At 61.0% G+C, this 19,507-nt stretch carries 22 protein-coding genes; 10 read left to right on the top strand and 12 right to left on the bottom strand.

Annotated features, from left to right (window positions below; translation table 11 throughout):
• Positions 1–19 precede the first annotated feature (19 nt).
• The 3 genes from R4P64_RS00845 to R4P64_RS00855 form a co-directional block, all read right to left on the bottom strand.
• A complete protein-coding gene (locus R4P64_RS00845) occupies positions 20–784 on the bottom strand; it encodes an alpha/beta hydrolase (RefSeq protein ID WP_317818895.1) in 765 nt (254 codons plus the stop codon).
• A gap of 76 nt (positions 785–860) precedes the next feature.
• A complete protein-coding gene (locus tag R4P64_RS00850; protein ID WP_033233456.1) occupies positions 861–1,853 on the bottom strand; it encodes an ABC transporter substrate-binding protein in 993 nt (330 codons plus the stop codon).
• A gap of 124 nt (positions 1,854–1,977) precedes the next feature.
• Positions 1,978–2,616 (bottom strand): DUF2461 domain-containing protein, encoded by a 639-nt coding sequence (locus tag R4P64_RS00855; RefSeq protein WP_233365364.1) that lies wholly within the window; start codon positions 2,614–2,616, stop codon positions 1,978–1,980.
• 103 nt (positions 2,617–2,719) lie between these two features.
• Between R4P64_RS00855 and R4P64_RS00860 the strand changes: the two genes are divergently transcribed.
• The 4 genes from R4P64_RS00860 to R4P64_RS00875 all read left to right on the top strand — a co-directional run bounded on the left by R4P64_RS00860 (position 2,720) and on the right by R4P64_RS00875 (position 5,714).
• A complete protein-coding gene (locus tag R4P64_RS00860; RefSeq protein ID WP_033233458.1) occupies positions 2,720–3,556 on the top strand; it encodes a mechanosensitive ion channel family protein in 837 nt (278 codons plus the stop codon).
• Positions 3,557–3,638: 82 nt separating this feature from the next.
• The gene (locus tag R4P64_RS00865; protein ID WP_218833754.1) at positions 3,639–4,250 is read left to right on the top strand and encodes a formylglycine-generating enzyme family protein; all 612 of its coding nucleotides are present in this window, start codon (positions 3,639–3,641) and stop codon (positions 4,248–4,250) included.
• 49 nt (positions 4,251–4,299) lie between these two features.
• Positions 4,300–5,142 (top strand): lysophospholipase, encoded by an 843-nt coding sequence (locus tag R4P64_RS00870; RefSeq protein WP_317818897.1) that lies wholly within the window; start codon positions 4,300–4,302, stop codon positions 5,140–5,142.
• A gap of 5 nt (positions 5,143–5,147) precedes the next feature.
• Complete coding sequence (locus tag R4P64_RS00875) at positions 5,148–5,714, top strand: nucleotidyltransferase family protein (RefSeq protein ID WP_317818898.1); 567 nt, start codon at positions 5,148–5,150, stop codon at positions 5,712–5,714.
• Positions 5,715–5,826: 112 nt separating this feature from the next.
• Here R4P64_RS00875 and R4P64_RS00880 read toward each other — a convergent pair whose 3' ends face one another.
• Positions 5,827–6,714 (bottom strand): SDR family NAD(P)-dependent oxidoreductase, encoded by an 888-nt coding sequence (locus R4P64_RS00880; protein ID WP_317818899.1) that lies wholly within the window; start codon positions 6,712–6,714, stop codon positions 5,827–5,829.
• A 435-nt stretch (positions 6,715–7,149) separates the two neighbouring features.
• On the opposite strand from R4P64_RS00880, the gene R4P64_RS00885 reads away from it, so the two are divergent.
• Together R4P64_RS00885 and R4P64_RS00890 are read left to right on the top strand one after the other, a co-directional pair.
• Positions 7,150–7,383 carry a hypothetical protein gene (locus tag R4P64_RS00885; protein ID WP_230590087.1) on the top strand — a complete coding sequence of 78 codons (234 nt, stop codon included), beginning with the start codon at positions 7,150–7,152 and terminating at the stop codon, positions 7,381–7,383.
• Positions 7,376–8,026 (top strand): Dabb family protein, encoded by a 651-nt coding sequence (locus R4P64_RS00890; RefSeq protein WP_317542948.1) that lies wholly within the window; start codon positions 7,376–7,378, stop codon positions 8,024–8,026. Before R4P64_RS00885 ends, R4P64_RS00890 begins: the two co-directional genes overlap by 8 nt.
• A 50-nt stretch (positions 8,027–8,076) precedes the next feature.
• Here R4P64_RS00890 and R4P64_RS00895 read toward each other — a convergent pair whose 3' ends face one another.
• From R4P64_RS00895 to R4P64_RS00910, 4 genes are all read right to left on the bottom strand, one after another.
• Complete coding sequence (locus tag R4P64_RS00895) at positions 8,077–9,003, bottom strand: alpha/beta hydrolase (protein ID WP_033233470.1); 927 nt, start codon at positions 9,001–9,003, stop codon at positions 8,077–8,079.
• A gap of 433 nt (positions 9,004–9,436) precedes the next feature.
• Positions 9,437–10,408, bottom strand: a complete 972-nt coding sequence (locus tag R4P64_RS00900) for an alpha/beta hydrolase (RefSeq protein ID WP_317818900.1) — start codon at positions 10,406–10,408, stop codon at positions 9,437–9,439.
• 100 nt (positions 10,409–10,508) lie between these two features.
• A complete protein-coding gene (locus tag R4P64_RS00905) occupies positions 10,509–11,033 on the bottom strand; it encodes a gluconokinase (protein WP_317818902.1) in 525 nt (174 codons plus the stop codon).
• A 9-nt stretch (positions 11,034–11,042) separates the two neighbouring features.
• Positions 11,043–12,431, bottom strand: a complete 1,389-nt coding sequence (locus tag R4P64_RS00910) for a GntP family permease (protein WP_033233479.1) — start codon at positions 12,429–12,431, stop codon at positions 11,043–11,045.
• A 132-nt stretch (positions 12,432–12,563) separates the two neighbouring features.
• Between R4P64_RS00910 and R4P64_RS00915 the strand changes: the two genes are divergently transcribed.
• Entirely contained in the window at positions 12,564–13,289 is a 726-nt protein-coding gene (locus R4P64_RS00915; protein WP_317818903.1) for a FadR/GntR family transcriptional regulator, read from the top strand.
• A gap of 101 nt (positions 13,290–13,390) precedes the next feature.
• Complete coding sequence (locus tag R4P64_RS00920) at positions 13,391–14,398, top strand: NAD(P)H-dependent glycerol-3-phosphate dehydrogenase (RefSeq protein ID WP_092804301.1); 1,008 nt, start codon at positions 13,391–13,393, stop codon at positions 14,396–14,398.
• Positions 14,399–14,457: 59 nt separating this feature from the next.
• On the opposite strand, the gene R4P64_RS00925 is transcribed toward R4P64_RS00920, so the two are convergent.
• On the bottom strand, positions 14,458–15,177 hold the full coding sequence (locus R4P64_RS00925; RefSeq protein WP_045065287.1) for a M50 family metallopeptidase: 720 nt from the start codon (positions 15,175–15,177) through the stop codon (positions 14,458–14,460).
• A complete protein-coding gene (locus R4P64_RS00930) occupies positions 15,174–16,361 on the bottom strand; it encodes an ATP-binding protein (protein WP_033233842.1) in 1,188 nt (395 codons plus the stop codon). Before R4P64_RS00930 ends, R4P64_RS00925 begins: the two co-directional genes overlap by 4 nt.
• A 103-nt stretch (positions 16,362–16,464) precedes the next feature.
• On the opposite strand from R4P64_RS00930, the gene R4P64_RS00935 reads away from it, so the two are divergent.
• Positions 16,465–17,520 (top strand): hypothetical protein, encoded by a 1,056-nt coding sequence (locus R4P64_RS00935; protein WP_317818905.1) that lies wholly within the window; start codon positions 16,465–16,467, stop codon positions 17,518–17,520.
• Here R4P64_RS00935 and R4P64_RS00940 read toward each other — a convergent pair.
• Entirely contained in the window at positions 17,515–18,012 is a 498-nt protein-coding gene (locus R4P64_RS00940) for a hypothetical protein (protein WP_141486774.1), read from the bottom strand. The two genes, R4P64_RS00935 and R4P64_RS00940, sit on opposite strands and share 6 nt — an antisense overlap.
• Before the next feature lie 264 nt (positions 18,013–18,276).
• Here R4P64_RS00940 and R4P64_RS00945 point away from each other — a divergent pair, with 264 nt between their 5' ends.
• Positions 18,277–18,792, top strand: coding sequence for a CGNR zinc finger domain-containing protein (locus R4P64_RS00945; RefSeq protein WP_033233491.1), 516 nt, complete (start codon positions 18,277–18,279; stop codon positions 18,790–18,792).
• A gap of 5 nt (positions 18,793–18,797) precedes the next feature.
• Here the strand turns inward: R4P64_RS00945 and R4P64_RS00950 are convergent, their stop codons facing one another.
• Complete coding sequence (locus R4P64_RS00950; protein WP_317818906.1) at positions 18,798–19,505, bottom strand: hypothetical protein; 708 nt, start codon at positions 19,503–19,505, stop codon at positions 18,798–18,800.
• Positions 19,506–19,507: the final 2 nt, after the last annotated feature.

The following is a 19,507-nucleotide window of genomic DNA, read 5'->3' on the forward strand; positions in this document are numbered from 1 at the left end:
TGAGTTGACGATCCCCGATTCACGAAAAGAAATCACTCAACACCGGCACGATTGCAGCATCGGACACACCATGCGCCTGGCCCGGAATTTCCAACGTCTTCGCTCCCGTAATTGTCGCGCCGATTCGCGCCGCCGAGGACCGACCCCACTGCCCACTGTCACCGCCGTACATGACCAAGGTGGGGACTGTAGCCGAGGCCAGCCAATGGAGCGACTCGCTTCCGTGGTTACAGATGGCGACGTCGTACGGCAGGGTGTGAGCAATGGCGCACATGCCTGGCCAGTCCGAACTCTGCTTCATCTCCTCGACCATGTGCGGCGACGCACCGGTCAGTGAGAGGAACCGCACCACCGCCCCCTCCCTGTCTCCGGCGGCAACCAATCGCCAGAGGTCACCTAGCGCGGCCGCATCCGACTGACCTTCGTCCATGTACGGCGCCTCGTAGACGGCAAGCTTCCTCATCGGAACGCCCTGCGCCGCAGCTTCCAACGCCAGTGCGGCGCCCGAAGAAAGCCCGTAGACCAGCGGCACCTCCCCAGTGGCGGCGATAACGGCGCGCAAGTCCTCCACCTCGGCCCCGATGGAATATGCACTGCCGTCGCCGCTGTCTCCGCGACCACGCCTGTCGTAGGAGTACACGGTGAAATCTGCTGCCAGCTCTGCGGCCAGGGAGTCGAACCACTGCCGATCGCAGAACGCTCCGGCGACAAGAACCACTGCTGGTCCTGCGCCGGAGCGTTCGTACGCGATCATTGTTCCGTCCGCGGAGCGCACTGTGTCCATGACCATCTCCTAGGGTTGGAGGACATCTCCTTCCCTGATTAGACCGCCGCAGACTCCAGAAGTCACCGATTCGGCATCAGCTGATTTTGGCGTACAGAGCATCCCACCCCTGGGCGACGTACGAAATGGTGTAGATCGAACCGTAGAAAGTCGATCCGCCGAGGTTAGTGACGTTGCCCGCCTGCACCGCCGGGAGTCGCTGCCACAGCTTGCTGGCCACCAACGCCTGATACGCCGCACTGTCCTCGTCCTCGGTGATCATGAAACCGTCGACGCCGGCCAGTACGTCCAAACCCTCGAGGCTGACGCCGCCTTCCGGATCCAGACCTTCCGCAGTGACGGTCTTTCCGCCGATATCGCCGAGCGTCATGTCGCTGGGCTTGTCGCCCTTTTCCGACGTACGAATACTGGTGACGTAGAGAGTGTTGGTGTCCGGCAGGAATGACACACTCGCAACCGTCTTCGACGCGATCTTCTCGGCATGACGCGATTGAATATCCGCAATGAGGTTGTCGTAGTCGAGAATCAGCTGGTCGAGCGTCTCGGTTCGGCCGAGCCAGCCCGACAGCCTGGTGAGGTTGGTTCGCCAGTCGTCGGTGAACTCGGTGGTGAGAACCGGTGCGATGGTCTGCATTTCACCAACGGGCCACCACTCACTTTCATAGTTCAGGCACACGATCAAGTCAGGTTCGAGCGCAAGAATCTGCTCACGATTAGGGATTTCGGACAGGAAAGGCACCGATGCGTCGACGGGCACCCAGGGCGTAGCCTGTGCATAGGTGTATCCGACCAGCGGAAGCTCCAGCGCCACAGCAGGTTCGAGATCGAGCCGAGAGTCGATCGCGACCACACGCTTGGGCTCGACGGGAATGTCGTACGTTCCGAGCGGGGTGGTCACCGAGCGCATTTCGTTTGCGGCGGCACTACTTCCGCTCTCGCCGCACGCCGCGAGAAAAGCACCCAATCCGGCGATGCCTGCACCGATTCCGAATTGGCGTCGAGTCAGATTCGAGACGATGCGATTATCGGTGTACCCCCGCGGGAGCAGCAGGGTAGATGAAGCGGGCATGTGCGCGGACCTTCCAGAAGAACGTGATCATCCACCCTTCGCGGGCGAATAAGGATGCCCTAATAGCGTACGTACCGTGCATCGTCGCGACCGGCCCAGAAGTGTTCGGTTCCGGCCACTGATCTCAGTTTGCCCCCAGCACCTGCCCGGACCACTCGACCAACGGCGTCAATGCGCGCCACGCCTTGCGGACTTCCTTCAGCGTCCGAGGACTGTCCAACCACGACGGACTGGGATAGCTGCGGCCGGCCGTCAACGACTTGTGCCGCAACAGTTCGATGCGCGGATGATCAACGGTGTACCCGCGCGGCGCCGTCTTGAGCGTGTCACCACCCACCGTGAATCCGGCCTTGCGCACACCTGCGAGAATCTTCTCGAGTTCCGCACCTCGGACGTCGTCGTCGACCGCCGCTCGGTACCGCGCGATCGTTTCGGACGTGCTGGCGTAGAAGCCCCCGGCAACCATCAGTCCCGCCGCATCGATCTGAACGTAGTAGCCACAACTCTGCGCAAGGCCCACAAAAGCACCTTGGTGCGTCTTGTACGGAATCTTGTCCTTCGAGAAACGCACATCACGGTACGGCCGAAACAGTTTGGCTGTGCCGAATTCGTCTTCCAATTCCGTGACCAACGCCGCCATCGGTCGACGAACGATCTCGTCGTACGTCTGCTTGTTGGCCGACCACCACACCTTGCTGTTGTCCGCTTCGAGATCCTCGTAGAAGTCGAGTGCAGCAACAGGTATTCCAGTGAACGCAGCCATGCGTAAAGCGTAGTCGTATCGATTGGAGGGGCCATCACCTCCCGATGTGAGCCATGCGCTGCAGTGATGCCCCGATCGGGCAGAATCCGTAGACTGCGTGGGGATGATTTCCGAAATGCAGGCCTGGCAACTGACCGATACCAATCGAGACTGGCTCATCCACCGACCCATCGAAATCGCGATCTATGTGGTGCTGGCGGTAATTCTGCGATTCGCTCTGCACCGTGTGATCGATCGAATGTCGAACGGGCGCAAGCCTTCGGTGAACGCACGCAGGACACAGCGTGCCCGCACCATTGGTTCCGTCCTCAAATCGACCGTCTCCATTGTCATCCTGGTCTGGTGTGTGCTGCAGATTCTCGGGATCCTGGGTGTCAACGTTGCACCGTTCATCGCCTCTGCCGGCGTCATCGGCCTCGCCATCGGTTTCGGCGCACAGAATCTGGTGCGTGACTTCCTCTCCGGAATCTTCATGCTGCTCGAAGACCAGTACGGCGTCGGTGACGTCGTAGATCTGGGTGATGCGGTGGGCACTGTCGAAACCGTCGGTCTGCGCGTCACCACGGTCCGAGATGCAAACGGAACCTTGTGGTACTGCCGTAACGGTGAGATTCTCCGAGTCGGAAACATGAGTCAGGGCTATGCGACCGCTGTACTCGATCTCCCCATCGCCCACAACGCCAACGTGCACCGGGCATGCGAAGTCGCAACGCGGGCCGTACTCGAGGCGGCTGAATCCGACTCCATCCGATCGGACATGATCGAAAAGCCGGAGATGCTGGGAGTCAATTCCGTTACTGCAGAATCGATTACCATCCGGGTTACCGCGCAGGTCAAACCAGGCCGGCAGTGGGCAGTCCAGCGTGCATTTGCCCGCTCTGCCCTGACTGCGTTCGAGCAACACGGGATCGAGGCGCCATACCTACCGATCCTCCGCTGAGCAAAACTATTGACGCCGGTGCCTTCGACAGATGCAATTACTCGAGCACAGAGGGAGTTACGTGAGTACAGCGTCGGAGTTGATGGTCGACATACCCGGCGGCGTGGTCGATCTGCGTGACGACCGCAAGGCCATCCATTGGAGCGTCGACATCGCTCCCTTCCGGATGGCTCGATACGTCACGACCGTGCGCGATTCAGCGAATCCCAAGGTCAACGTGTCCTGGATCGACGCGATCGCAGCGTGCAACAACCTGTCAGCGCAGGACGGACTGACACCTGCCTATCACGACCTCGACAGTGAATCTCCGACGTGGGATCGCACATCGAATGGCTACCGGCTCCCCACCGAAGCGGAATGGCAGTACGCCTGCAAAGCCGGGACTCCCGGGTATCGCTACGGCCCGATCGATGAAATCGCCTGGTACGAAGCAAACTCCGGTGACACTTGCCATCCTGTCGGATCGAAGGCCCCGAACGCGTGGGGACTTCACGACATGATCGGCAACGTCTGGGAATGGTGCTGGGATCTCTACGACCCGGAGGTATACGGCACTTACCGCATCTTCCGCGGTGGCAGTTGGGCGGAGGTGGCGCGGGGTTGTGGCGCTAGCGTTCGGCGTCGTAGCCACCCGAGCTTCGCAATCGACGACTTAGGGTTCCGTATCGCCCAATCTGCCGGTCCCGGCGCATAACATGTGAAGAATCCGCACACCGGAACCGGTGGGGAGAGAGGGCACAACAATGCAGCGTGAAGAGTCGTCGTTCACCGGAGTGTCCGGCACCAAGATCGTTTACGACGTGTGGACGCCGGACCGTGAGCCCACCGGCATCCTTGTCCTGTGCCACGGACTCGGGGAGCATGCTCGGCGCTACGACCACGTGGCCGCGAGACTGGGTGAACTCGGTCTGGTCGTGTACGCACCTGATCATCGTGGGCACGGACGTTCCGCCGGCAAACGCGTCCACCTCAAGGAGTTCTCCGACTTCACCGACGACGTCAACACCCTCTTCGGTATCGCCACCGCCGCCTATCCCGGCAAGGACAAGTTCCTTCTCGGCCACAGCATGGGCGGCGCGATTGCACTCTCGTACGCCCTGGATCATCAATCGGATCTCAAGGCATTGGCGCTCTCAGGACCTGCCGTGATCATCGCCACCGGTACTCCCAAAATCGTCATGCAGGTGGGCAAGTTCCTCGGCAAGTACCTCCCGGACGTTCCGGTCGAGAGCCTGGAAGCTGCGGCGGTGTCTCGCGATCAGAAGGTAGTCGACAAGTACAACGCAGATCCATTGGTCCATCACGGCAAGGTCCCGGCCGGCATTGCGCGTGGAATGATCACGGCGGCAGAGGGATTCCCAGCTCGCCTGCCGTCGCTCACCATTCCTGTTCTACTGCAGCATGGTTCAGCCGACAGACTCACCGACCCGGCCGGAAGCAAGCTGGTCGCAGACCTCGCCGGCTCCCCTGATGTGACCCTGAAGGTCTACGACGGCCTATACCACGAAATCTTCAACGAGCCTGAGCAGGAAGAAGTTCTGAACGATCTTGTCGAGTGGCTGCGCCCTCGCGTTAGCGGAGCTTAGGTTCGATGACACCGTGCGGGATCCTCTTGGCCGCAGGCGGAGGATCCCGCATGGGCACACCCAAGGCGTTGAAGTTCGACGCCGACGACCGATCATGGCTACGCCGCGGTGTGTCGACTCTCCGCGACGCGGGCTGCTCGCCGGTCATCGTGGTGCTCGGAGCTCGAGCAGCCGACGCCGTAGCACTCCTGCCGCCTGAGTCCGCGGATACCCTTGTGGTGGAATCAGACTGGCAGAAAGGCATGAGCGAATCACTACGCTCGGGCCTGGAGGCGGCACAGAACCTGGATGCAGTGGCCGCTGTCATCACCCTTGTCGACCTACCGGACCTCGACACCACGACCATCACCCGAGTGACCGGCCCGACGGTTCAGTCAGATGACCTCCGACGCGCTGTATTTCACGGCACCCCAGGACATCCCGTCGTCATCGGCCGCGATCACTGGCCGGCCCTGATCGCTTCCCTGGCGGGCGACAGCGGCGCCAACGCGTATCTGCGCGCGCACCACGCCGATCACGTGGAGTGCTCAGACCTGAGCACCGGCCGGGATGTCGACTATCCGCAACCCTGAGCACGCTTGCTGAAATGTCCCACCAAGATTCACCAGACACAGTTACGTACGCGGACACTCCGTCCATGTCCATCTGAGCAGCGGATGCTCTGCTGCTGTGCGCCGCCCGAGCTCACAAACCGGCCGGGGTGATGTTGGGGTTCGCCCATGCAGGCGGTTCCCGGCGCGGCATCGAGCCCTGACCGTCCAGCGTCTTCACCTCGAGACCTTGATGCCAGGGAAAGTGCAAGCTGAACGCCACGAGCCCGGTCCGTTCATCGGCAGGAACAGTGCACATCGCGAAGACTGTCTCCACGAGGTATTCGACTGGTTCCGTCTCGTAGCCTGCAGGAAGGAGTGCCTCGGCGCCAGGCGTCGAAATAGCTGTCGACGGCCCAACCGCGTTGACTGCGATGTTGTCGTCGAGTAGTTCCGCTGCGAGGCCCTGAGTCAAGCGATGCAGGGCAGCTTTGGCTGCCGCATAGATGACGTCACCCGATGTCTTGTTGTACTCACGGAACGGCCTGATCGGACTCAGCCCTGTTGACGACCCGATGTTCACGATCCACCCCGCGCCGCGGGAACGCATGTGCGGAATTGCATTGTGCGCCAGCACGAAAGGTGCACGAATATAATGCTCCATGGTTCGGTCGAACGTCTCGAGCGACATCTCGTCGATGGTCGAGTAGTCTGCAAACCCCGCATTGTTGACCAGGATATCGATTCCACCGGTGGCCTCGACAACGCGGTCGATCAGGGTGTCACGCGCGTCGACATCTTCCAGATCTGCCGGAATAGCCAGCGCTCTACCACCATTCACCTCGATCATCGCGATGGTCTCGGCAAGCGAGCCTTCGACTACGACGCTATCCCCGCCTCGAATCGCCGATGTCGGGCCGGACGATCGTGCGGTGACCACCACCGTCGCACCTTCGGCCGCAAGTCGGCGAGCAATAGCACGTCCGATACCGCGACTACTTCCGGTGACCAACGCCGTCTTGCCCGTCAATGACTTTGTCATTTTGGTTCTCTCAGTCGTAGGTTTCGAGGGCGCAGGTGGTTAACGTGAATCTCATATCTTCAGGCTCGCTTGGTCCCTCGACAGGTTCCGCTTACCAGGATGATGCAATGGAGGCCGAACTGGTTGCCACTCTCCCGCGTGGCGGGAAACGACACTGTCCTGACTTACCGCCGACAGACTGATACGAGAGATCAACTCACGCAAAACATCTACTACAGAATGCATCGATGGCCTGCGGTACACCAGCAATCGGAAACTTTGTCTCCCGGTACGCGAGACAAGCACTACTGCAGGGGTTTTGATCAGAAGTAGTCTAGAAATATGGCAGGCGAAAAGATATTCGTGATAGACCGAATCCTCACAGAACGGGGGTGCGGGAAACGGTTCGTCGATGCATACACAACTCAGTACGTACCCCGCGCACAGCGCCGCGGCATGACACTGACAAATATTCTCGTCAGTCCCCCGCTCTGGATCGAGGACGAAACCAACATCGTGACGATTACCTGGACAGTGGACGGCACGTCCGGTTGGTGGAAAATGACACGCCAAGGTCGAGCCGATCAGGAGTCCAGTCAGTGGTGGGAACGGCACTCTGCGTTGACAATCGAGCGCAGTCGCACCATGGCTGCTGACGCAGCCGATATCGAGGGACTCTCCGATGTATAGCGTCACACGAATCGTCCACGCCGCCGAAAATGCATCGCGCGAGACCTGGGACGACGCCGTGGCCTCTGTGACAGTGGCGGCTGAAGCAGCGGGTGCCACCCGCCTGGTTGTGTCGAGAACGCTGCCGGGAGTGATCAACGGTGGAGATTTGATCGTCCACTTACAGTTCACCGACGAAACGTCGTGGCAATTGGCGAGCGACGCACTCGACGCCAGCTTCGAGCATCCGGCCATCGAGCGGTTCCACGGCGTCGAGTACACGTCCGGATCGACCGGACGGTCGGCGATCGACACCCGTAACAGTGTCTACCGAACATTGCTCCTGCGAGTTGAGCCCGGCACCGAGGCAAGCAAGGTCGAGCATTTCGAACGCGATTTATTACGGATGCCGGCGCTGATCTCGTCCATCGGTGCATGGCGACTCAGCCGTGTCAGTTCTGCCGTTGGCCCGACTCCATGGACGCATGTGTGGGAGCAGGAATTCACTGACCAGGCTTCATTACTCGGGCAGTATCTCGATCATCCGATCCATTGGGCTGTCGTGGACCGTTGGTTCGATCCGGAGTGCACCGAGGTCATCGTCCGCGATCGGATCTGCCACAGCTTCTGTTCGATCGACGACGTCGTTCTCGCGAGCGATTAGCCACAGGCCCGGCCCCCTCGAGGGCCGGGCCTGCACCCATGCGCGATCGCCTATCTCTTTTCGAGCACTCCGCGAACCATTGCCCAGATGTCACGTCGAGCGGGTTCCGTGAACGAGAGCGAGGTGAATGTCAGAAAACCGTGAAACAGTCCATCGAACCGGTGATGGACGACGGGCACATCGGCCGCCTCCAACATCTGCGCATATGTGTCACCCGACGTGCACGGCGGATCGAGTTCGGCGGTGATGATGACAGCCGGCGGTAGGCCGGTAAGACTTTCTGCCCGCGTCGGAATCACACGAGGATCGTCGGTTCCGTTGGGTGCATATTGCTGCCAGTACCACTTCATCGCCGAAGTGGTGTTGTAGTAGCCGGTGCCGTACAGCCGATACGATTCCGTCTCGAAATCGTCGTCTATCACCGGGTACAGGAGAACCTGCGCCGCAATTGCCGGGCCCCCTCGATCTCGCGCCGCAATGGATACAGTGGCTGCAAGATTTCCACCGGCGCTGTCCCCAGCGAGGACGATGTTCGACGGATCTGCGCCGTAGTCACCCGCATTTTTTGCCGCCCATTCCAAGGCTGCGTACACATCATCATGCGCTGCCGGAGCCTGATGCTCAGGAGCAAGCCTGTAGTCAACTGCAACCACCACAGCGCCAACACCTTCCGCCATCGAGCGACAGAGTTCGTCGTGACTGTCGAGATCGCAAAATACGAAACCTCCGCCGTGTGCGAACACCACGACCGGCAGATCATCATGATCTGTGTGCGGCCGGAACACCCTCAACGACAGATCTCCTCCCGGACCGTCGATCGTGAGATCGTGAACATCGCGCATGCCCGGTAGCCCCTGCAGCGGAGCACGCCGACTACGAATCAGCTCACGCAGTTCTACTGGCGGGAATTTCGTCACGTCCGGGAATCCGGATTCCAGCGCGGCCAGCATTGCCGCAACTTCTGGATGGACTGTCATGAATGATCTCCTGATCGTCTACGAATTCTGTTATCTCGGTGCGGAAATCGCCATTTCCTGAGCCTCCGCTGCGTCCCGTTCAAATCCGTTGCATCCGGACTCCGCCACTTCGCGCCCACGCCATGTGCGGCACTCACGATGTGACACCCCTCTCGAAATCCGTCGCCGATACCCGACACACCGGAACACTTACGTGCTGCCACGATAAGTCGCCCACCTGGCGATGAGAACCGACTCTCCCGTCCAGTGGTCGCTTATGACAACGAACTCCCAGCCGTGAACTGCTATCCGAATTTGGCCCCGGCCGTCCACTAATCCTGACGCAAATGCCTAAGCCAGGTTTGGGAAGCGATTCAGCGAATCAGGATCGACGCCCGGGTCTCGGCCGTTCTGGCATTCCTTACCCGTGCAGAAGCCGACCAATAGAGAAAAGTCAGGCGCTGATCTGACGCTTCGACGCCAAGGTACGTTCCAGGAACGCGATACTCAGATCAACGATCGTGCGCCCTTCGCGCAGCGCCTTGCCGATCACCGGGAAGGCATGGATCTGCCCACTCCAGATGTGGGTTTCGACGGTTTGCTCTGCCTTGATGAAGTTTTCGGTCATTATTTCCACGTCCGGGCGCATCAGTTCGTACTCAGCGCACACCAGAAACGAGGGCGCAAGCAACTTCGGATCGGCGTTGATCGGTGACTGCTCGCCGACAATGTTGTCCGGTCCGTTCAACCATCGATCCTTGAGTTTCTCGACCTGCGACATCGGCAGGTACGCATCGCGTTTCATGAAATCAGGATCGTGCTCTTCGAGGTCTACGTTGAGGAGCGGCGAGTACCCGACAACGGCGGCCGGGCGTGTGATTCCGCGCAGCGCTGCTATCTCGGCGACCTTCATTGCCAGGTAGCCGCCTGCCGAATCACCGGCAACCACAATCTTGTTCGGGTCTTCCGCGGTCTCGAGAAGTGCCGTGTACGCGGCCATGGCGTCAACCACGGACGTGCCGATCGACCCTTCGGGCAACTGCCGGTACCGAACGGAGATCACCGGGACGCCGGCTTTGGCGGACAGGAGGCCACACAGTGCTCGGTGGGTGGCAAGTCCGCAGAAGATGAATCCACCGCCGTGGAAGTAGAGAATGGTGGCTCCCTCGAGCGCGCCGGTAGCGCGGCGCGGGTGCGTGACCTTCTCGCAGGAAACCCCGCCCATCGTCAGCGGTTCGATGTCGAGATTCTTGGGCTTGGGCAGGCGGTCGGCAAGTGCGTCGAGCTTTTCGAGTTGCCGGATCCCGCGGTCACCGGTCGGCCAGTAGGTGAATGCGGGCTTCACAAATGTCCTGGTCACAGCAAAGATGAACCGTGCGCGCGGGCTCACGTTCCAGTGCCATACCGTCGAATCTCGCGTCCGCATAGCGTCCTCCCAGGTCAAGGCATTTTGTGTATCCGAGTTACACATACCTTGACTGAACGATAACCGACGCAATTTCGACAGGACAGGCTGGCGCCCGAACTCAGTATCCGAGCTCTTCGAGCCGTCGCAGAATTTCCTCCACTATCTCGACTGGACTACCACCGACGTCGATGATGATCGCCTGTTCATCCGGGTCGATCGGCTCGAGCGTGGAGATCTGCGAGTCCAGCAGTGACGGCGGCATGTAGTGGTCGAGGCGCGCAGTCAGCCGCTGGCCGATCTGATCGCGCGAACCGGCAAGATGAACGAACACGACGTTCTCACCCCGCAGTATGTCGCGGTAACTGCGTTTGAGTGCCGAGCACGTGACGATGCCCGGCTGCCCTGCATCGGTATGTTGCGTGATCCAGTGCGCGATCTTGTCCAACCACGGCCAACGGTCGTCGTCGTTCAACGGATGCCCGGTAGCCATCTTCTCGATGTTGGCCTGCGGGTGCAGATCGTCGCCCTCTTGGAGATCCCAGCCCATCGCGCCGGCAATCATTCCGCCGACAGTCGATTTGCCGGAGCCCGATACACCCATCACGACAAGCACGGGATTCTTCTGTGCTGCTTTCTCAGTCATGCCCAACCCCTAGATAATTGCGCTCAGGACAAGGACACCGGCAAGTCCGGACACCGAGATAATGCACTCCATCACCGTCCACGTCTTGAGGTTCTGCACAACGGTGACGCCGAGGTATTCCTTGACCAACCAGAATCCTGCGTCGTTGACGTGTGAAAGGAAGAGCGAACCCGCGCCGATCGCCAGCACCATCAACGAAACGTGAGTCGAAGAGAGCTCGGCGGCAACAGGAGCCAGGATTCCGGATGCCGTGACCGTCGCCACGGTTGCCGAACCTGTTGCGACGCGGATCAATACAGCGACCAGCCACGCGAGGAAGAGCACCGGCAAGCTGCTGCCCTTGATCGCGTCGGCAATCACGTCAGCGATACCCGTGTCGATAAGCACCTGCTTGAAACCACCACCTGCGCCGACGATCAGCAGGATGCCGGCAATCGGCGGCAGTGAACTCTCGAGTGACTTCGAAATGGCCTTGCGATCCATTCCGCCGCCGCGTCCGAGCAGCACCATGCCGACCAGAACTGCGAGTCCCAAAGCAACAACCGGGGTTCCGAGGAAGTCGAGTACCGATTTGGGGAGCGATTCGGAATCAGGGGCGATGACCTCAGCCAGAGCTTTGCCGAGCATGAGCACCACGGGAAGCATGATCGAGGCAAGAGTGGCCGCGAAACTGGGGCGCTGCACCTTCTCCTCTTCGCCCCGATCCTCGCCTGTGACAAAGAGATCGGGAACTTTGACATCTACCCAGCGGGCCGCGATCTTGCCGAAGACCGGGCCGGCCAGGATCACCGTCGGGATGGCAACGAGTACACCAAGCGCCAATGTCAGACCGAGGTTGGCGTTCAACGCGGAAACGGCGACCAGTGGTCCGGGGTGCGGCGGAACCAAGCCGTGCATCGCAGACAGACCCGCGAGGGTGGGAATCGCGATACGAATCAAGGACTGCCCGGACCGCCTGGCCACCAGAATGATGACGGGCATCAACAGGACGAGGCCGATCTCGAAGAACATCGGCAAACCGATGACGGCGCCAACCAGAGCCATCGTCCACGGCAGCGCCCGGTCACTTGATCGACTGACGAGGGTGTCCACTATTCGATCAGCACCGCCGGAGTCGGCCAGCAGTTTGCCGAACATGGCACCGAAGCCGATGAGAATGCCGACGCCGCCCATCGTCGAGCCGAACCCTGTCGCGAAGGCCGCAACGGACTCAGCCGATCCGAGCCCTGCAGCCAATCCGACGCCTACCGCTCCGATCGACAGAGCAAGGAAGGGGTGCAGATCGAGCCAGGTGATGAGCGCGATGATCACGGCGACGCCCGCAACGGCGGCGATGATCAGTCGAGCATCGCTTCCAGCCGGGACGACCTCGGCTGCCAGCAGTGCTGTGGTGTTCATAGGGACTCCAGTCCAACGAGTGATGGAGGTCACTGTTCCTCAATTAACCTACAATTTCAAGACCAGACACTAATTTGTAGTATTTATCGGACTTTCATCGGGCTTAATCCATACACATGGGACGATCTACGCATGGCCTCACTCCCGTTTCAGCAACTGCATGACTCGATGCTGGAACAACTGGGTCAGGACATCGTCAGTGGTGCCCTCGCGCCGGGCACCACGATCTCCGCGGATGAAGTCGCGACCCGCTACGACGTGTCCCGCACAGTCATCCGGGAAGTCGTGCGAGTACTCGAATCACTCGGCCTCGCATCGGTGCGTCGACGCGTCGGAATCACGATCCTCGGATCGGAGCATTGGAACGCGCTCGATCCCACTGTCATCCGCTGGCAATTGGCCGGCCCCGGTCGGTTCGAGCAACTGTCGATCCTCAGCGAACTACGCTCGGGAATCGAGCCTCTGGCTGCTCGCTTGGCCGCGACCCGGGCCACCCCGCAGCAGTGCGGCGCGCTCACTGCGGCGGTGATCGGGATGTCAGCTACCTCACGGGCTGCAGACACCGACGCCTATCTGGGGCATGATTCGGACTTTCATCGCACACTGCTCGCAGCGTCCGGAAACCCGATGCTGCGTGCGATGTCACAGATCGTCGTCGAGATCCTCGAGGGCCGAACCCGCCACGCCCTGATGCCCCACGAAGCTGATCCGGAAGCCATTCACCTGCACGGAGTGGTCGCGTCGGCAATCCAGTCCGGTGACGCCGACGCCGCCGAAGCCGCGATGCGGTCGATAGTCGCGGAGTCCGCCGACGCCGTCGAAACCATGCGTACATCCGCGCCGCCGAGCGCGCCGTAAGTAAGCCGAGCCACAGACTCTGCTGATTTGCTCCGCAACCGCTCCGCAAGTGGAACGCTTGGAACCATGACATCACTCGCTACGCCCGAGAGCGCACTCTGATGGCCCGCCCGGTACGCGTCGTTGTACTCGGCGCAGGATCCTGGGGAACCACGGTTGCCGGGCTGGCCGCCCGCAACACCCCCACCTTGTTGTGGGCACGCAGTGCGGACACCGCTGACGAGATCAACTCCCAGCGCACCAACAGCAGGTACCTCGGTGAACGCAGGCTTCCGAAAGGCTTGAAAGCGACATCCGACCTGGTTCAGGCAGCGCGCGAGGCCGACGTTCTGGTCTGCGGCGTTCCGTCGCATGCCGTTCGTTCCACACTTGCCGAGATCTCCAACGAGGTTCGCGCGTGGGTACCGATCCTGTCGCTCGCGAAGGGTCTCGAACCCGGTACGCGTCAGCGACCCACCGAGGTGATCGCCGAGTGCCTGCCCGGACACCCTGTCGGGCTTCTCGCCGGACCCAATATCGCCAAGGAGATTGTCGACGGCATGGCCGCCGCCTCCGTCGTCGCGACGCAGGACGACCGCGTTGCCGCAGCACTGCAGCCACTCTTTGCGTCGTCGGTGTTCCGCGTCTATCGCAACACCGACGTCCTGGGATGTGAACTCGGCGGCGTCCTCAAGAACATCGTCGCGATCGCGTCCGGAATGGCCGACGGTCTTGGCGTCGGCGACAACACCCGTGCCATGGTGTTGGCTCGTGGGCTCGCGGAGATGACCCGGATGGGCGAAGCGATGGGCGCCAATCCGCGAACCTTTGCCGGCTTGACCGGCGTCGGCGATTTGATTGCCACCTGCATGGCTCCCACCTCCCGCAACCGCCGAGTGGGCGAAGCACTGGCGCAGGGCCTGACAGTCGAGGAAGCCGTCGAGAAACTGGGTCAAGTTGCCGAGGGCGTGAAAACCGCTCCGACGGTCATGGCTCTGGCCCGCGAGTACGGCGTGGACATGCCGATCGCGGCGGAGGTCGAGGCGGTCATCGCCGGCCGTCAAAGCGCCAACGACGCTTACCGAGGTTTGCAGAGGGTGGCTGCAGGCGACGAGGAAGACATCGCGTGATCAATATCTACAGGTATCTAGCCCATTAGCTAGATACCTGTAGATAGATCAATCGATACTCAAGCAATCACTGGACGCAGGATCCACCAACCGCCGACAGCCAGCACTCCCACGTTCACCACGAAGAACAACGTGACCCACACGATCGCGGGTATCGGCGAGAGTCTGGCCAGTTGATCCGCGTCGGAATCCGGCGCACCGCCGCGGCGGCTCCGCTGACGCTGCAGTTCGACGACCGGGCGGGGTCCGGCAAACAGCAGGAAGAGCGTCAAGAAGTATGCGGCGGCCACCTGCAGTTCCGCCGATCCCCACCACACGAGAGCAAACAGCGCCGCCCCCACTACGGCAAGCGAGAACACTCCGTACAGATTGCGGATCAACACCATCATCACCGCAACAACGAACAGTCCGATCCACAACACCAACACCGCCCGTTGCGCACCCAACAAGGCGGCCGCTCCCAGTCCGAGAATCGACGGACCCACATAGCCCGCGAACGTCATCACGATGACGCCGAATCCTGTCGGTTTACCCGAGGAGATGGCAACCCCCGACGTATCCGAGTGCAGCCGAAGACCTTTCAACCGTCGGCCGACCAGGACAGCAACAATGAGATGAGCGCCCTCGTGTGCGATGGTCACGACGTTGCGGGCAACCTGCCACAGGTGTGGTTCGAGGACGATCACCACGGCGACAAGCGCTGCCAGCGGAACTACCCAGGCTTGCGGAGCAGGGCTGATCGCCGTAACCCGATCCCACGCGGTCTCGAGCGCGTTCACTCTGCCTGCCCACGCAAGTAGCGGCCGAAGTGCGGCACCGTGAATCCGATCGAGCCTCGCTCCGCGGAATAGATCAGTCCCTTCTTGATCAGCCCGTCACGCGCCGGTGACAACGACGCGGGTTTGCGTCCGAGCTCAACCGCGATCGCTGCCGTCGCAACCGGCCCGTCGTCACCGGACAGATCTGCCATGGCACGCATGTACTCCCGCTCTGCCGGAGTTGCTCTCTCATACCGTGATCCGAAGAACCCGACCGCCAATTCCTCCTCGGCCGTCGGAGCACCTACCCGCACATCGTCTTTCGTGATCGGACTCGACGCGGCCACATCCCACGTGGCTTTTCCGTAAGCCTGAACAAAATACGGGTAGCCGTCCGCCGCGTCGTACAGAGCGTCGAGCGCTGCGTCCGTGAATTCGACATCCTCACGTGCGGCGGGTGCGATCAACGCCTGGTCTGCCGCATCACGTTCGAGTCGATCGATCCGGTGGTAGCTGAACAGCCGCTCCGAATAGCTTTTCGACGCGGACAACACTGCAGGCAGGTGCGGAAGTCCCGCTCCGACCACGATCAAAGGTGCTGCGTCCTGACTCAATTCGTGGCAGGCCCCACAGATCGCCGATACGTCTGCCGCACCGAGATCCTGCATTTCGTCGATGAAAATCGCGATACCGACACCGACGTCCCGCGCCAACGACGACGCATCCATCAGCAATTCGACCAAGTCGATTTCGATATCGCCACTGTCGGCCCGCCCTTTGAGCGCCGGCGCGTCAATACCTGGTTGCCACCGCTCACGCATCCCCTTGTCTGCCGTCGCCCGGAGTGCAAACGATTTCAGAACACCGAGAAACTGCTCGACCCGCTCAGGATCGCGATGCGAGACCGCAATCTCCCGGACGGCCATGTGCAGGGCCGACGACAGTGGGCGTCGTAGGTCTTGGTCGGGGCGAGCCTCGATCTTGCCCGTCCCCCAGCTCTTCGAGATGGCCGCCGACCTGAGCTGGTTCAGCAGCACGGTCTTTCCCACACCGCGGAGCCCGGTCAGGACAACACTGCGCTCGGGTCGACCGCGCGCGATGCGCTCGAGCACGACGTCGAACGCGTCTATCTGCTTGTCTCGACCGGCCAGTTCCGGCGGCCGTTGGCCGGCGCCAGGGGCATATGGATTGCGTACGGGGTCCATGCCCATCGACGGTACAAGTCAGCTAGCCGAATATGCCGTCATCTAGGGCGTGTCCTAGAGAGAACTAGTAAGCGCAATATCGACTGGATGCAAAGGTAGCCAGATGACCCCACATGTGGAATCGATCCTGGAAGGGCCGCGAGGTCGACGTTTGTGCCTCGAACTTGCCAGGGAGTTGGAACCGGACATTGCTAGCGCAATCTTCCGGCTCGCCCACGGTGTCGAGAAAACAAGTGAGGGGATTCTCGTTCCCGCGCCATGGGTGGACGACGCCGAACCCTTCCCCGTTTCATTGCTGGAGCACCTCTCCGCGGACCTTGCGTCGCTCGATCTGTCCGGCCTCGACACCACGCAGACAGTGACCGCTCTGGGACGATCGGTGAACTCTGCCATGTACTGGCAGGAGCCGGACGGTGCTGACGTGCTCGCGGGCCACCCGATCATCCGATCAGCCCTCGCCTACATTGCCGAACGAATTGCGACGTCCCCGATCATGGAGTGGTTCACGGAGTCTCGCCGGACCGAGCAGTGGGCCATCGACTGGCGATCGGCCAATGCCTGGCCACCACTGCCGAAACATCCGCGACAAACCCTGCGCCAGTGGGCAATCAAGGAACGCGCCGAAGAAGAACGCGCCGCGCGGGAACGCCCACGCGACCCCAACGCCAGTTGGGGCGGAACATGGTGGTCAATCCCCCTCGGACTTGTCAAGACTATCGGTCGACTTCCTGCTGGGTTGGGCCTCGAGGAAGACGGCTACGGGTGGAAGCAAGCGACCTCGATACCGGTCCGCGGGTCCGGGCGGACGTTCGAGGTTCGTTCGGCCGAGGACTGGATCCTGCTGTGCCGTGAGTTTCCGCTCGAGGTCACCGCGTCCCGCCGACATGTGTGGTTTCAGGCGACCGGCCGCGACGGCCGGTGGGTCATCCCCGATTGGGAGCGTGTCGCGAATGAGTGGGACGCCGTGCACCTCACGCTTTTAGGCTATCTCAGTAGCGCGACGCGGGTCCTGCACGTCGACACCGAGACCGCTTCGGTCATTGGCGGATGGGACCCCGACACCACCATCTGGCTCACGGATGTCGCACGCGAATGGGATGGCCCGCGACAGGATTGGCACCTCGACGGAGGCAGCGACACTTGGATTTTGACGCTATAGGCGCTTTCTGCCGGGATCTGGGTACTGCGAGAGCACTTTATTCCGATACGCGCGGAACTCGTCGAAGCTCCCGGTGAGGGCCTGTAAAAGTTCGGCGGGGCTCTCCACCCAAGCCGCGTCGTCGAGTTCCGGAAGATCTTCGGGCGCGTGGTTGCGCTGCGGCACAAGAAACGTCGGATCACCAGAGGGGTTGACGATCATGAAACCGGCAGCGACACACAGCTCGTAGATGAACTCGCACTCTGCACCGGTAAGGCTGGCATGAAAGATACCGCCACTCAAAGGATCACTCTTGTCCAGTGGGTCGAGGTACAGGTCAGAGAAACGATCGTCGAAGCTCAGAGGCTTGCCGTCGAGATCGAAGATCTCTCCTCCGTACCGGCCCGCAACGAGTTGCAGGCCACGCCGTTCGAGGAAGTCGGCGACGCCGCCGCGGTCGGCATCAACCTGCTCGTCCTGCTTGATGCGCATGAAGGTCAACGAGAAGCCCATGTCGGCACACTAACCCGAACGCGCCGACTAACCGGCGCATTCGATCACGACCTGGACCGCGCCTTTGTCGGTGCCGATATGGCTGAGCCAGTACCCCCCGACATCCATTCGGTGAGCAGGGTTTGCCACGACCCGCAGTGGCAGCGCAGGTAGGTGACAGTCCCTTCGCTGGTCCGATGACGCGATTCGATTTCCCACCGGTGGATGCACCTGACGCTGGCAAGTTCTGTTTTCTTCATACGACAACCATGATGTAATGCCATTATGCATCTCAACCCTTACGGCGAATATGCGGTGACTTTGGCCGCCGACCTGGCCAATCGCCATCCCCAGAACCTGAATGAACTCGTCGAACGTTGCGTCGAGGCGGGCATCATTCTCGATTTCCCCATTGCTGAGAAAGACCTCGGAGAGACGCTCGACCTCCTGATCGAATGGTCGAAAATCGTCGACGTCACAGATGAGAATGCCCGTGCCGAACTGGTGAACGTCATGTTGGAGCAAGCGTCGGCCTACCCGCGCATGACCAATCACGCGGGCGATGGCTGGCATCTGCACTACCGCGATCCACAGCAGTCGCTTGCCGAGGTCCTGAAAGCCTTGTTTTCAGTTGGGACGGCACTACACCTCGTGGGCCGCGGAATGCATCGTCTGGGCCGATGTTCCCTCGAGGAGTGCACCAACATCTATGCCGACACCTCACGCAACGGCAGACAACGGTACTGCTCCCCGACCTGTTCAAATCGAGACGCGGTACGACGCCATCGCGCGCGAACCTGAACTCGCTACGAGGTGGGCACGACTACATCTATGCCCGAGCCGCCTTGGAAGTCGAAGCTCCCGAGATTGGCGCCGAGGCTCTCGCTGTTGCTGCCGGTGTTGACGGCACTGCCGTTACCGCTACCCGAATCACTACTTCCGGCGGAGATCCGCTCCCAGGCCTCGATGAGATCGTTCACACTCTCGAACCCGAGACCTTCCAACGAGCCTGAAACACTTCCCGTTCCGAGCCCTTCGAAGAATCCGCCGACAACCACAACTTCGGGCAAGCTTATTGCCGGAAGCGTCGTGATCGGCGGAATGAGACTCGGAATGAACACGCAGGCACCGACAACCGCGTAAACCCCGGTGGGAATATCGGTGACAGTCTTGGTCAGCTCTCGCTGCGGAAGGACTCCGAACAGATCACCGATGTTCGTAACCTGTGGATAGACAAGGACACCGGGATCGAGCAACGACGCCGGGTCACTGATGACGGCGGGCAGATTCCTGATATCGACAATCGCCGGTGTGCAGTTGATCAGGCTCAGTCGCGGATTCGGATTCTTGATAGTGAACGTAATGTTGTTGCCCGACACACTCACCGAGAGCGGGGGTGGCAATACAACCCGTTCTGCCGACGCCGCAGCCGGCGTCAGAAATACCATTCCGATCGCCGCAGCGGACGCCAGTGCAATTCCGCTGAGAATTCTGGTGAATCCACGTGTGGCCATAA

The sequence above is a fragment of the Rhodococcus sp. IEGM 1366 genome (assembly GCF_033142425.1).
In the GTDB taxonomy this organism is placed as follows: Bacteria; Actinomycetota; Actinomycetes; order Mycobacteriales; family Mycobacteriaceae; genus Rhodococcus_F; species Rhodococcus_F globerula.